This is a genomic window from Streptomyces violaceus (assembly GCF_036014075.1).
In the GTDB taxonomy this organism is placed as follows: Bacteria; Actinomycetota; Actinomycetes; order Streptomycetales; family Streptomycetaceae; genus Streptomyces; species Streptomyces violaceus.
This window is the reverse complement of the sequence record NZ_CP107911.1, coordinates 5472761-5486860: the sequence shown is the minus strand read 5'-3', so window position 1 is coordinate 5486860 and position 14100 is coordinate 5472761. Positions and strand designations below refer to the sequence as shown.

8 protein-coding genes are annotated in these 14100 nt (G+C 72.5%); all 8 read left to right on the top strand.

Annotation, left to right across the window (positions count from 1 at the left end; all coding sequences use genetic code 11):
• The first annotated feature begins 4 nt into the window (after window positions 1-4).
• The 8 genes from OG542_RS24785 (at window position 5) to OG542_RS24750 (ending at window position 14089) form a co-directional block, all read left to right on the top strand.
• Entirely contained in the window at window positions 5-1417 is a 1413-nt protein-coding gene (locus OG542_RS24785) for an ABC transporter substrate-binding protein (protein ID WP_311125991.1), read from the top strand.
• Window positions 1418-1421: 4 nt separating this feature from the next.
• The gene (locus tag OG542_RS24780; protein WP_328413718.1) at window positions 1422-2768 is read left to right on the top strand and encodes a carbohydrate ABC transporter permease; all 1347 of its coding nucleotides are present in this window, start codon (window positions 1422-1424) and stop codon (window positions 2766-2768) included.
• Window positions 2765-3625 carry a carbohydrate ABC transporter permease gene (locus tag OG542_RS24775; RefSeq protein ID WP_193478391.1) on the top strand — a complete coding sequence of 287 codons (861 nt, stop codon included), beginning with the start codon at window positions 2765-2767 and terminating at the stop codon, window positions 3623-3625. Before OG542_RS24780 ends, OG542_RS24775 begins: the two co-directional genes overlap by 4 nt.
• 142 nt (window positions 3626-3767) lie before the next feature.
• Window positions 3768-6029: a bifunctional glycosyltransferase/CDP-glycerol:glycerophosphate glycerophosphotransferase gene (locus OG542_RS24770; RefSeq protein ID WP_328413717.1), complete on the top strand. Its 2262-nt coding sequence runs from the start codon at window positions 3768-3770 to the stop codon at window positions 6027-6029.
• Window positions 6030-6200: 171 nt separating this feature from the next.
• Window positions 6201-8399 (top strand): bifunctional glycosyltransferase/CDP-glycerol:glycerophosphate glycerophosphotransferase, encoded by a 2199-nt coding sequence (locus OG542_RS24765; protein WP_328413716.1) that lies wholly within the window; start codon window positions 6201-6203, stop codon window positions 8397-8399.
• An 8-nt stretch (window positions 8400-8407) separates the two neighbouring features.
• Complete coding sequence (locus OG542_RS24760; RefSeq protein WP_328413715.1) at window positions 8408-10648, top strand: bifunctional glycosyltransferase/CDP-glycerol:glycerophosphate glycerophosphotransferase; 2241 nt, start codon at window positions 8408-8410, stop codon at window positions 10646-10648.
• Window positions 10645-12450, top strand: coding sequence for a hypothetical protein (locus OG542_RS24755; RefSeq protein ID WP_328413714.1), 1806 nt, complete (start codon window positions 10645-10647; stop codon window positions 12448-12450). Before OG542_RS24760 ends, OG542_RS24755 begins: the two co-directional genes overlap by 4 nt.
• A gap of 79 nt (window positions 12451-12529) precedes the next feature.
• A complete protein-coding gene (locus OG542_RS24750) occupies window positions 12530-14089 on the top strand; it encodes a hypothetical protein (protein WP_328413713.1) in 1560 nt (519 codons plus the stop codon).
• Window positions 14090-14100 lie beyond the last annotated feature (11 nt).

Here is a 14100-nt window from a genome sequence, read left to right as displayed (position 1 = left end):
AGTCATGCGCATGACGAGCAGCACCATCCGGACACGCTGGTCGCCGAAGCGGGACAAGGCGACCCCCCAGCACCGCAGAGCCGCCAAGGCCGCGGCCACCGTCGCCGCGGGAGCGCTCGCGCTCTCGCTCACCGCCTGCGGAGGCGACGGCAACGACAGCAGTGGAAGCCAGGGCAACAGCGAGGAGACCGCCAACAACGTCACCCTGCCGAAGCTGGACGGGACGAGCCTGGAGATCGCCGCCGTGTGGAGCGGCACCGAACAGGCCAACTTCAAGAAGGTCCTGGCGGAGTTCGAGAAGCGCACGGGCGCCAAGGTCACGTTCGTGCCCGCCCAGGACCCGATCATCAACTTCATCGGCTCGAAGGTGGCCGGCGGGCAGCCGCCGGACATCGCGATGCTGCCGCAGCCGGGGGCCATCAAGCAGGCCGTCGACCGGGGCTGGGCCAAGCCACTGGGCGCCGACGCCCTCAAGGAGCTGGGCGAGAACTACTCGCAGGGCTGGCAGGACATCGGCAAGGTGGGCGGCAAGGAGTACGGCGTCTACTACAAGGCCGCCAACAAGTCCCTGATCTGGTACAACAACCAGGTCTTCGAGAACGCCGGGGCCAGTGAGCCCGAGACCTGGCCGGATCTGCTCAACACCGCGCAGACGGTTTACGACTCCGGCGTCACCCCGTTCTCCGTCGGCGGCGCCGAGGGCTGGACGCTGACCGACTGGTTCGAGAACGTCTACCTCTCCCAGGCGGGTCCGGAGAAGTACGACCAGCTGGCCCAGCACGAGATCAAGTGGACGGACCCGTCCGTGAAGGACGCGCTGACCACGCTCGCGCAGGTCTGGGGCAAGCCGGACTACATCGCGGGCGGGGCGAACGGGGCGTTGCAGGTCGACTTCCCGGCCTCCGTCACGCAGGTCTTCACCGGCGGGGACCAGCCCAAGGCCGCCATGGTCGCCGCGGGCGACTTCGCGCAGGTCAACATCCCCTCGACCATGAAGATCGGCACGGACGCGAAGGTGTTCCCGTTCCCGGCGGTCGGTGACAACGGGCCGGTGGTCTCGGGCGGCGACGCGGCCGTGATCCTGGAGGACTCGAAGGGGGCGCAGGCCCTGGCCACCTGGCTCGCCTCGCCCGACGCGGCACAGATCCAGGCCAAGCTGGGCGGCTACCTCTCGCCGAACAAGAACGTGCCGAACTCCGCGTACCCGAACGCGGTGCAGCAGAAGATCGCCAAGGCGCTCATCGACGCCGGCGACGACTTCCGCTTCGACATGTCCGACCAGGCCCCGCAGGCCTTCGGCGGTACGCCCGGCAAGGGTGAGTGGAAGATCCTCCAGGACTTCCTGAAGAACCCGAAGGACATCGCGGGTACGCAAGCGAAGCTGGAGGCCGAAGCGGCCGCGGCCTACGGAGACTGACGGCATGACGTCGGCCACGGCGGCAGGGGGCAACAGGCCCCCTGCCGCTCCCAAGTCGCGCAAGAGTGTGACCGGCACCCGCAGGACCGTCGCGGCGCTGTTCCTGCTGCCCGCGCTCGTCCTGCTCGGCGCGCTCGTGGTGTACCCGATCGGGTACTCGGTCGTACGCAGCTTCTACGACCAGTCCGGTGACGGCTTCGCCGGAATGGACAACTACACGGCCCTCTTCACCGACGAGGGCATCCGCACCGCGCTGAAGAACAACGTGATCTGGGTGGTGTTCGCGCCGACGGTCGCGACGGCGCTCGGCCTGATATTCGCGGTGCTGACCGAACGGGTGCGCTGGGGTACGGCGTTCAAGCTCGTCGTCTTCATGCCGATGGCGATCTCGATGCTGGCGGCGGGCATCATCTTCCGCCTGGTGTACGACCAGGATCCGGACAAGGGCGTGGCGAACGCGGTGTGGGTGGGCGTGCACGACACGTTCTCCCAGGCGTCGGCGTTCCCGAAGGCCCACCCGGGCCGGGAGTCGCCGCTGGAGTCCGCCGGCGGAGGCGCGTTCATCACCAAGTCGCCCGTCCGCGCGGGCGAGACCGTCTCGCTGCCCCTGGTCGGTGTGGCGCTCGACCTGATGCCCGACAGCGCGAAGGCCGCCGTGGCGCCGAAGCCCGAGCCGGACAAGATCACCGGTACCACCTGGCAGGACTTCACACGGGGCAAGGGCGTGGGCACGCTCAACGGGGTCGACGCGGCCGAGCTGGGTTACCCCGGAATGAAGGTCGAGGCGGTGAAGGACGGCAGGGTGGTGGCCTCGGCGACGGCGGCCGACGACGGCACCTTCACGCTGCCGGCCTCGGCCGACGGTGCCCAACTGCGGCTCCCCGCAAGCAACTTCAAGGAGCCGTACAACGGCCTGGACTGGCTCGGCCCGTCCCTGGTCACCCCGTCCATCATCGGCTCGTACATCTGGATGTGGGCGGGCTTCGCGATGGTGCTGATCGCGGCCGGGCTCGCGAGCGTGCCCCGGGAGCTGCTGGAGGCCGCCCGGGTCGACGGCGCGAGTGAGTGGCAGGTCTTCAGACGGGTCACGGTGCCGCTGCTGGCGCCGGTCCTCGCGGTTGTCATGGTCACCCTGATGATCAACGTGCTGAAGGTCTTCGACCTGGTCTTCATCATCGCCCCCGGCTCCTCCCAGGACGACGCGAACGTCCTGGCCCTGGAGCTGTACCGCAAGGGCTTCTCCGAGGACCAGCCCGGCGTCGCCAGCGCCATCTCGGTGTTCCTGCTGCTGCTCGTGATCCCGGTGATGTGGTTCAACGTACGCAGGCTGAGGCGGGAGGTGCGGCGATGAAGGCGAAGCAGTCGCTGGGGTCCCGGCTCGCCGAGGGCGTCAGCGGTGGGCTGGTGAGGGTGTTCCTCATCGTGGTCGGCCTGTTCTGGCTGGTGCCGACGATCGGTCTGCTGCTGTCCAGTCTCCGCTCGCCGGAGGACATCGCGGCGAGCGGCTGGTGGAAGGTGTTCACGGAGCCGTCGCAGATCACCTTCGACAGCTACGCGAAGCTGCTGGAGAACGAGGACATCACCGGTTCCCTGCTGAACACGGTGTGGATCACCGTCCCGGCGACCCTGCTGGTGGTGATCATCGGCTCGCTGGCGGGCTATGCCTTCGCCTGGATGGAGTTCCCGGGCCGGGACTGGTGGTTCCTGGGCGTGGTCGGCCTGCTGGTGGTGCCGGTGCAGGTCGCGCTGATCCCGATCGCCGAACTCTTCGGCAACATCGGCATCTTCGGCTCGGTGCTCGGCGTGGTGTTCTTCCACGTCGGCTTCGGTCTGCCGTTCGCGGTGTTCCTGCTGCGGAACTTCTTCGCGGAGATCCCGAGAGAGCTGCTGGAGGCGGCACGGCTGGACGGGGCGGGTGAACTGCGCCTGTTCTTCCGTGTCGTGATGCCGCTCGGCGCGCCGGCGATCGCCGCCCTCGGCATCTTCCAGTTCCTGTGGGTGTGGAACGACCTGCTGGTCGCGCTGATCTTCTCGGACTCCGGGAGCCAGCCGATCACGGTGGCGCTCCAGACGCAGGTACGGCAGTTCGGCAACAACATCGACGTGCTGGCACCCGGCGCGTTCATCTCGATGGTGGTCCCGCTGGCCGTCTTCTTCGCGTTCCAGCGGCAGTTCGTGTCCGGCGTGATGGCTGGAGCGGTCAAGTAGCCGTCAGCACAAGGGAGTTGGAGGGGCGGGCCGGTGTCGGTCCGCCCCTTCCACATTCCCCCGGATGACGTAGCCGCCGTAACCAAGTGGCCTTCCGCGCCGTTCCCGGGCCGAACGCCCGCGCCGACCGATGGATGGCCTCTTGCCCAGGTTCAGTGTCATTGTCCCCGCGTACCAGGTTCAGGCGTACCTGCACGAGTGCCTGGAGTCGGTGCTCTCCCAGTCCTGTCCCGATCTGGAACTGATCGTCGTCGACGACTGCTCGCCGGACGCGTGCGGCGCGATCATCGACGAGTTCGCCGCCCGCGACGCGCGTGTACAGCCCGTCCATCTGCCCGAGAACGTCGGCCTGGGCCCCGCCCGCAACGCCGGCGTGGCGCACGCGAGCGGCGACTACCTGCTGTTCCTCGACAGCGACGACACCCTCACGCCGGACGCGCTGCGCTCCATCGCCGACCGGCTGAAGGAGACCGGCGAGCCGGACGTCCTGGTCTTCGACTACGCGCGCACGTACTGGACCGGTGAGGCGGTCCGCAACCAGGAGGCCCTGCAGCTCACCGAGGAGGGCCCGGCCCCGTTCCGCCTGGAGGACCGGCCGGGTCTGCTGAAGCTGCTGATGGTCGCCTGGAACAAGGCCTACCGGCGGGAGTTCGTCGAGGAGAAGGGGTTCGTCTTTCCGCCCGGCTACTACGAGGACGCGCCGTGGACGTACCCGGTGCTGATGACGGCCGAGTCGATGGCGACCCTCGACCGCGTCTGCGTGCACTACCGGCAGCGGCGGCTGGGCAACATCCTGCGCACCACCAGCGAGCGGCACTTCGACGTCTTCGACCAGTACGACCGGGTGTTCGCGTATCTCGAGGAGCGCCCCGAACTGGACCGGTGGCGGCCTGCGTTGTTCCGCCGGATGGTCCACCACCTGGCGATCGTGTACTCCCGGCCGGACCGGCTGCCGCGCGGCTCACGGGCGGACTTCCTGCGCCGGGCCCGCACCCACTACCGCCGCTACCGCGTCCCGGGCGCGCCCGCCCACCTGCGCGCCCGGGCGCACCACACCCTGATCCGCTTCGGCCTGCACCGCACCTACCGCACGCTGCAGCTGGCGTCGGCCCTGCACCGCGCCGCCACCAGGACCACCGGCAGGCTGCTGCACGGTCTGCGGGCCGCCGCGCTCAGGGGCCACTACGGCGTCCAGCGCTGCCTCCCCGTACGCTCCGACCGTGCCGTCTTCGCCGCCTACGACGGCCGCGGCCACAGCTGCAACCCGGGCGCGCTGGAGTCCTCGATCCGCGGCCTCGCGCCGCACATCCGTACGGCATGGATCGCCCGCCCGGAACACCACCACGCCAGCCCGCCGGGCCCGCGCTGCCTCGTCCCCGGCACGGCCGCCTACTGGACGGCGCTCGCCCGTTCCCGGTACCTGGTCAGCAACACCCACTTCGACCACCGCCTGGTCAAGCGCCGGGGCCAGATCCTGATCCAGACCGGGCAGGGCACCCCGCTGGGGCACATCGGCCTGGACCTCCAGGAACGCCCGGCGGCCGCCCGCGGCCGGGACTTCGCCCGGCTGCTCAAGGGCGTCGACCAGTGGGACTACGTACTGTCCGCCAACCGCCACACCACCCTGACCCAGGAGCGCGTCCACCCCGGCCGCTACACCACGCTGGAGTACGGCTACCCCCGCAACGACGTGTTCCGGACGGCGACCGCGGCGGACGTGGCCCGGCTGCGCGCCTCGCTGGGCATCCCGGAGGGCACGGTGGCGATCCTCTACGCGCCGACCCACCGCGACTACCGCCGCTCCCAGCACCGCACCCTCGACCTCCAGCGGATCGTGCGCCGCCTGGGCCCACGCTTCGTCGTCCTGGCCCGCGCCCACCACGCCTACGGCGCCCCGCTGACCACCACCCGCGGCCGGGTCGTCGACGTCAGCGACCACCCGAGCGTGGAGTCGCTCTGCCTGGCCTCGGACGCCCTGGTCACGGACTACTCGTCGCTGATGTTCGACTACGCCAACCTGGACCGGCCGATCGTGATCCACGCCGACGACTGGGAGGCGTACGAGGCGGCCCGCGGCGCCTACTTCGACCTGCGCGCCTCCCCGCCGGGCGCCCTGGCGCGCGGCGAGGACGAGCTGATCGACATCTTCGCCACCGGCCACTGGCGGGGCTCCCGCTCGACCCAGCGGCGCGCGGCGTTCCGCGAGCGGTTCTGCACCTACGACGACGGACGGGCCGCCGAGCGGGTCGTCCGCCACGTCGTTCTCGGGGAATCGGAGCTGCCGCCGGTCGTCCCGCTCGACGAGCGCCGTCCGGTGCCGTCGGCGGCGGCCTCGCTGGTGCGTGAGCCGCTCGCCACGGTGCCGCGGCCGGCCGGCCCCCCGAACATCACCGACCACCTCTGACCACGGTTCTCACTCCGGGGAGTCCGCATGCCCTCCAGCCCGTCGCGGCCGACCCCCAGCCGGCCGCCGTCCTGGCGTCCGTCCGGGCGGCCCCGCTCCTGAAAAGCCTCGAAGACCCCCGAAGACCGAAGCGCCCCGAAGACCTCCAAGACCCTCGACAGAAAGAGCAGAATGCCCCGCTTCAGCATCGTCGTCCCGTCCCATGGGGTCGCGGGCCGGCTGTCCCTGGCGCTGGACTCGATCCTCGCCCAGTCGTTCGGCGACTTCGAGCTGATCCCTGTGTGCGACGGACCCGACGCACCGGCGGCCGACGTCGTCGCCGGGTACGCCGAGCGGGACTCCCGGGTGACGCCGGTGCACTCCCCGCCCTCGGCAGGTCTGGCCGGGGCGCGCAACACCGGGCTGCGGGCGGCGGTCGGCGGCCATGTGCTGTTCCTCGACGGCGACGACGTCCTGGTCCCGGGGGCGCTGGCTGCCCTGGACGCCCGGCTGAGCGCGGTGGGCGACGTCGACGTGCTGTACGTCGAGCACGAGCGCACCCCCTGGTGGGAGGGCGAGCCGGCCAACCCGGCCGCGCCCCTGCTGGCCAGGACACCGGACGGGGACTTCTCCCCCGACCGGGCCCCGGAGCTGACGGGCGTGACGCTCCCGGCGTGGAGCGCTGTCTACCGCCGGGCCTTCCTCACCGAGCGGGACATCGCCTTCCCCGGCAACCACTTCACCGACGTCGGGTTCGGCGGTCTGGTCGCCCTGCGGGCGGAGCGGATGGCGGCCCTGCGCACGGTCGTCGTCCGGCATCTGCTGCGCCGGCAGGGCAACCGGCTGAACCTTCCGGGCGAGCACCACGCCGAGCTGCTCGACCAGACCGAACTGGTGCTGACGCGGGCCGCGGAGCAGGGGCTGTCGGCGGACCGGCTGAAGCCGCTGTTCACCCAGCTCTTCGCCGCCGTACTGAAGACGGCCGCCCACCCCCGGCGGCTCCCGGCCGGACGCCGTGCCTTCTTCCGCCGGGCGAGCGCGCTCTACCGGCGGCACCGGCCCCCCGGCTACCAGGCACCCGGCGGCAGCCTCGGCGTCCAGCACCGGCTGCTGGCGGCCGGTTCGTACGCGGCGTTCCGCACCCTGCGCGCCGCCAACCGGAGGGCGCTGCGGGCCGCCGCGCTGCTCCCGCGCCCCCGGGGGCTGCGCACCCGCCTGCGCTACGCGGCGAGCCTGCGCCTCCCCCTCGACAGGAACCTCGCCGTGTACTGCGCGTACTGGGGCCGCGGCTACGCCTGCAACCCGGCCGCGATCCACGCCAAGGCCCGCGAACTCGCCCCGCACCTGCGCTCGGTGTTCCTGGTGGAGCCGGACGCGGTGGACGGCATGCCCAAGGACGTGGAGTACGCGGTGATCGGCAGCCGGAAGTACTGGGAGGCGCTGGCCCGCGCCCGGTACCTGGTCAACAACGCCAACTTCGCGGACGCCGTGGTCAAACGCCCCGGCAGCACGCACCTCCAGACCCAGCACGGGACCCCGCTGAAGACGATGGGCGCCGACCAGGCGACGTATCCCGTGGTGGCCGCGGCGACGGGGAGCTTCGCCAGGCTGCTGGCCCGGGTGGACCGCTGGGACTACAACCTCACCTCCAACCGGCACTCCACCGAGATGTGGGAGAAGGCGTTCCCCGGAGCGCACGAGACCCTCGAGTACGGCTATCCGCGCAACGACGTCTACTACACGGCGTCCGCCGAGGACGTCGCCCGCGTCCGCAAGGAACTCGGGGTCCCCGAGGACAAGAAGGCGGTCCTCTACGCCCCCACGCACCGCGACTACGCCACCGGCTTCGCGTCCGGCCTGGACCTGGCCGAGTTCTGCGAGGCGATCGGCGACGACTACGTGGTGCTGCTGCGCGCGCACTACTTCTACGACCAAGGGCCCCGCCGGGGCGGCGGCCGGATCATCGACGTCACGGGGCACCGCTCGTCGGAGGACGTGTGCCTGGCCGCCGACGCGCTGATCACCGACTACTCGTCGATCATGTTCGACTACGCCAACCTGGACCGGCCGATCGTCGTGTACGCCGACGACTGGGACGTCTACCGGGAGACGCGGGGCGTCTACTTCGACCTGATGGAGATCCCGCCCGGCCGGGTCGCCCGTACGCCCGAGGAGCTGGCGGCGGCCTTCCGCGACGGCGGTTACGCGGACGAGTCGGCGACGGCCCTGCGTGCCGCGTTCCGGGAGCGCTTCTGCCAGTTCGACGACGGGCGGGCCGCCGAGCGCGTCGTACGCCGGGTGCTGCTGGGGGAGCCGCCCGAGTCGATCCCGCCCGTGATCCCGCTCGCGGAGCGCGTCCCGGCCCCCGCCGCCACCCTCGTGAGGAGCTGACCGAAGAAGTGCCCCGCTTCAGCATCATCGTCCCCGTCTACAAGGTGCAGGGCTTCCTGCGCGAGTGTCTCGACTCGGTGCTCTCCCAGTCGTACGGCGACTTCGAGGTGGTCGCCGTGGACGACCGCTCCCCCGACGGCAGCGGTGCGATCCTCGACGAGTACGCCGCCCGCGACGCCCGGGTGCGGGTGCTGCACCTGCCCGAGAACGTCGGCCTGGGCCGGGCCCGCAACGCCGGAGGGGAGCAGGCGGCCGGCGACTACGTCCTGTTCCTCGACAGCGACGACCGCTACACGCCGGGCCTGCTGGCCGCCCTCGCCGCGCGTCTCGAGGCGACCGGCGACCCGGACATCCTGGTCTTCGACCACGTGCGCACCTACTGGTGGGGCCGGGGCGGGCGCAGTGAGGGGGCGGACCTGCTGGCCGCGGCGGGCACACAGACGTTCGGCATCCGGGAGAGCCCGCAGTACCTGAACCTGTTCCTGGTCGCCTGGAACAAGGCGTACCGGCGCGCCTTCCTCCAGGAGCACGGCCTGGAGTACGCGCCGGGGCTGTACGAGGACGCGCCGGTCACCTACCGGTCGATGGTGCTGGCGGACCGCATCGCCTGTCTGGACCGGATCGGGGTCGAGTACCGGCAGCGCCGGCAGGGCGCGATCACCAAGACCCCGGGGCGCCGGCACTTCGAGATCTTCCCGCAGTACGAGGGCCTGTTCGCGTTCCTGGAGCAGCGCTCCGACCTCGACTGGGCTCGTCCCCTGCTGCTGGAGCGGGCGCTGGACCACATGCTGTTCGTGCTGGCCCGCGAGGACCGGGTGCGGCCGGCGGACCGGGGCGACTTCTACCGCGAGATCCGCTCCTTCCACCACCGTCACCTCCCCGAGGGCGGCTTCCCGGAGCCGGACGGCTGGCGCGGGGTCGAGATGCGGCTGCTGGCCTCGGCGCCCTACGCGTCGTACGCGGCGGTGCGCGGTCTGCGGGACCTGCGCGCGAGTGCCCTGGGCAGGAAGCGGCGGGTGGCGCGGAAGGCGTCGGGGGCCGCTCTGCGCACCTGGTACGCGGCCCAGTCGAAGCGCCCGCTCGATCCGCAGCTCGCCGTCTACTCGGCGACCCACCACCGGGGCGTGTCCGGCGACCCGGCCGCGATCCACGCCAAGGCACGCGAGATCGCCCCGCACATCCGGGGCGTGTGGGTGGTCCGGGAGGACGCGGTGGACGCGCTGCCACCCGGCATCGACCATGTGATTCCGGGCTCGCGGCGCTACCACGAGGTGATGGCACGGGCCACGTACTGGGTGAACAACGTCAACTGGCCCGGCACCCTGGCCAAGCGGCCCGGCAGCGTCCACATCCACACCCACCAGGGCACCCCGCTCAAGTACATGGGCGCCGACCTGCTGACCAAGCCGGGCGCCCGGCACGGCTTCGACGTGCCGCAGATGCTGCGCCGGGCCGACCGCTGGGACTACAGCCTGGTCGCCGGCCGGCACGCGGAACGGGCCTGGGAGCGGGCCTACCCGTGCCACTTCACCTCGCTGCGGACCGGCAGTCCGCGCAACGACGTCCTGGTCGGCGCGGGCCCGGAGCGGGGCCCGGAGGTGCGCGAGCGGCTCGGCATCCCCGCCGGTCACACGGTCGTGCTGTACGCGCCGACCCGGCGCGACTACCGGAAGGGCGGCCATGTCGACCGGTTCGACCTGGCCCGGTTCGCCGAGGACCTGGGCCCCGGCCACACCCTCGTCGTCCGGCTGCACCCCTCGCTGGCCGGGGGCGTGGCGCGCGGCCTGGGGCTGGCAGATCTGCACCGGCGGGGTGTCGTCGTGGACGCGACCGACGAGCCGCACGTCGAGGACGTGCTGCTCGCCTCCGACGCGCTGGTCACCGACTACTCGGCCCTGATGTTCGACTACGCCCTCCTCGACCGGCCGATCGTGGTCCACGCCGACGACTGGGGCGCGTTCGCGGCCAGCCGGGGCGCCTACTTCGACATCACCGCCGACGCGCCGGGGCATGTCTCGCGCTCCTACCGGGAGCTGGCCTGGCTGTTCGCGTCCGGCACCTGGCAGGACAGGGAGGCGGAGCGGCTGCGGGCGGGCTTTAGGGAGCGGTACTGCGAGTTCGAGGACGGGCGGGCCGCCGAGCGGGTCGTACGCCTGCTGATGCTGGGCGAACGTGGCGGTGCGCTGCTGCCCGCGGCCCGCCGGACCGCGGTTTCCGGTGCGAGGTCCGAGACGCTGGTCGAGCGATGAGAACACCCGCCACCCCCGAGGCCGTCCCCTCCCTGCCCGGCCAGCGGGCCCCCTCGGCCCGGCCGGCGGCGGCCGCCGAGCGGCTGCTGCCCGTGCACTGGTGGCACGCGGCGCTGGTCGCCGTGCCCACCGCGGCCCTGTTCCTGCTGGGCTACCGGCGGCGCTGGATCTGCGACGACGGGCTGATCTATCTGCGTCCGGTCCGGCAGATCCTGGCGGGCAACGGGCCCGTGTTCAACGTGGGAGAGCGGGCGGAGAGTTCGACCGGCACCCTGTGGCAGTGGCTGCTCGCGCTCGCCACCTGGGTCACCGGCGAGGATCCCGCGTTCCTCGCGGTGGGGCTCGGGCTGCTGCTGAGCGCCGCCGGGTTCGGGCTCGCCCTGTACGCCACGTGCCGGCTGCACCGGGGCGCCCGGCTGCTGCTCCCGGCGGGTGTGTGCGTGCTGCTGGCCGTGCCGCCGTTCTGGTCGTACATGACCTCGGGCCTGGAGAGCGGCCTGGGTGCCTTCTGGACCGGCCTGTCGTGGTGGCTGCTGACGCGCACCCGGCGCGGGCAGGCGGCCCGGCCGGTGTACGCGGCTGCCTTCGTGTTCGGGCTGGGTCCGCTGGTCCGGCCCGATCTCGCGGTGGTCACGGCGTGTTTCCTGGTGGCGCAGTGGTGGGTGCTGCGTCCCTCCCGGCGGGGCACCGTCGCGATGCTGGCCTCGGCGGGAGCGCTGCCGCTGTCGTACGAGGTCTTCCGGGCGGGGTACTACGGGATCCTGGTGCCGCTGCCCGCCATCGCCAAGGAGGCGAGCGCCAGCGACTGGGGCCGGGGCGCCGGCTATGTGCAGGAGACGCTCGGGCCCTACTGGCTGTGGCCGGCCGTCTCCGTGCTCGGCGCGCTGGCCGTCCTGCTGGTGCGGCGCACCCGCCGGGAACGGCGGGACCGCGCCCCGGCGCGGGCCTCGCTCGCGGTGCTGCTGGCGCCGCTGGTCGCGGGCCTGCTGCTGTCCGGGTACGTCATCCGCGTCGGCGGTGACTACATGCACGCGCGCATGATCCTGCCCGCCCTTCTGCTGCTGCTCCTGCCGGTGCTGGTCGTGCCGGCGACCCGGTTCACCGGCGTCGCGAGCGCGCTGCTGCTGGTGTGGCTGTGCGCGGCGGTCAGCCCGCTGCGGACCCCGTTCGACGTGCGCGGCACGCCCGGTTCCTTCAATGTGCGCAGCTCCGACGTGGAGGCCCTCGGCGACCACAACCCGGTGCGCACCGCCACCTGGGTGGCCAACTGGCCCGCCCTGCCGGAGGGGCGCGGCATGCTGGCGGAGGCCGTGCGCGCGCCCGGGCCGACGCTGCTGTACTTCGACGCCGGACGGCGGCTGCATGCCACGCCGATGCGGCCGGGTTCCCGGTACCACGTGGTGATCGTGGGCCGTCATCTCGGAGTCACGGGAGCCGCGGCGCCGCTCGACGCCTACGTCAACGACGCCTGGGGGCTGGCCAGTCCCGTCGGCGCGCATCTCGCGCTGGAGCGGTGGAGCTGGCCCGGGCACGAGAAGTTCCTGCGCAACCACTGGGTCTTCGCGGAGTGGGCGGCGCAGCACCCGCCGGAGCGCGATCTGCTGCGGGCCGGGGCCTCTCTGGAGACGGTCGTGGCGGCCCGGGCCGCGCTGGGCTGCGGCGAACTGGCCGAACTGAGGGAGTCGGTGCGCGCGCCGCTCACCGCCGAGCGGTTCTGGCGGAACCTCACGGGGTCCTACGAGCGGACGCGGTTCCGGTTCGCGCGCTGGCCCGCGACGGCGGAGAGGGCGCTCTGCGACTGACCCGATGAGGTGACCCGGGGTCAGAGCATGCGTGGGGCGGGAACATCTGGCGCATGCCCGAGACCCTTCCCCCACTCCTGTGAGCGCCTCGGTCCTCGTCCGGCGGACCGTGCGCGGTGCGACGGCGCTGCGCGGCGGCCGGATGGGGCGTCTCACCCCGTACCAGTTCTTCGGCGCCCTGTTCTGGCTGGTGATGACGCTGGCGTACTGGCGGGTTCCGCTGTGCTGCGACGCCGGTCAGCACGCGGCGGTCGTGGAGCGGCTCAGGGCCGATCTGCTCCATCCGGCCCATGCCATGGCGGACCTGCCGGGCGACGGCAGCCCGTACTACGGCCCGTACGCCGTCGCGCAGGGCGTTCTGGCGCGGCTGACGGGGCTGTCCGGCTGGGGAGTCGTGAAGCTCGCGGGGCCGGTGCATCTGCTGGTGCTGCTGACGGGGCTCGGCCGTTTCGTCCGGACCCTGGCCCCGCGTCCCTGGGCGCCGGTACTGGCCCTGCTGTTCGTGACGCTGCTGTGGGGCACCGCGCGGATCCTGTGGAGCGGCCACCTCGGGCTGATGCCGATGACGACGAACCTGGGCTATCCGTCCGCGCTCGCGATCGGGCTGACGCTCTGGGCGTGGGCCTGGACGGCCAGGCGTGCGCGTGAGGACGCTCCCGCCGTGCGGTTCGTCGGTCCGAGCGGGCTCGGCGGCTGGTCGGGGTACGCGGGGCTGGGCGCCCTGTACGGGCTGATCCTGCTCACGCACTCCGTCACGGCGGCCTCGGCGCTCATCGGCGCGATGGCGATCGTGGCGTCCCGGCAGCGCGGGTGGCGCCGGCCCGTGGTGGCGCGCTGGGCGCTCGCCGGGGCCGTCTGCGGGGCGGTCGCGGTGTCGTGGCCGTACTACGACGTCCTGGCGCTGGTGGGCGACTCCGGTATGGACGCCATGCACCGGCACCTCTATGAGGAGATGTTCGGCGACTCCTGGCTGGCGCTGCTCGGCGTGCCCGCGCTGTGGGTGCGGGCCCGGAGGTCGGTGAGGGACCCGCTGGTGCTGATGTTCCTGCTGGAGTGCCCGCTGGTGGCGTACGGCTGGGTGAGCGGGCACCACACGTATGCCATGGCCCTGTGGGCCGTCCTGGTGCCGCCGCAGTGCGCGCTGGCGGTGGAGCTGGCGGCGCCCCGGCCCTGGCGGCGGGCCCGGAAGGTGCTGGGCGGGGCGGCGGCGGCCGGGGCGTGCGCCGGGTTCGTCACCGTGCACGCCGGGGCGGTCGTGCCGCGCTCGGCCGACCCGGTGGGGTTCGCACAGCCCGCGCGCTGGCCGGCGTACGACTGGGCGGCACGGCACATCGGGCCGGGCGAGGTGGTGATCACCGACGGGTACCCGGCCGGCCACTCCCTCGCCGGGTACGGGCCGAGCCTCGCGGCGCCCGTCCGGCCCGACCCGGCCCTGGACGAGCGGGAGCGGGAGCGCCGGGCGGCCGACGTTCACGCCTATCTGTCCCCCGGTTCGACCCGCGCCGGGCGTGCCGCCGTCGTCCGCCGCTACCACGTGCGCTGGCTGCTGCTGACGCGCTGGCACCCGGTGCCCGAGGAGGCCGTGGTGGTGGCGTGGAGCAAGGAGACGGGGGAGGTGCTGGCGCGGGTCGGGGGGTGACGTGCCGGCGG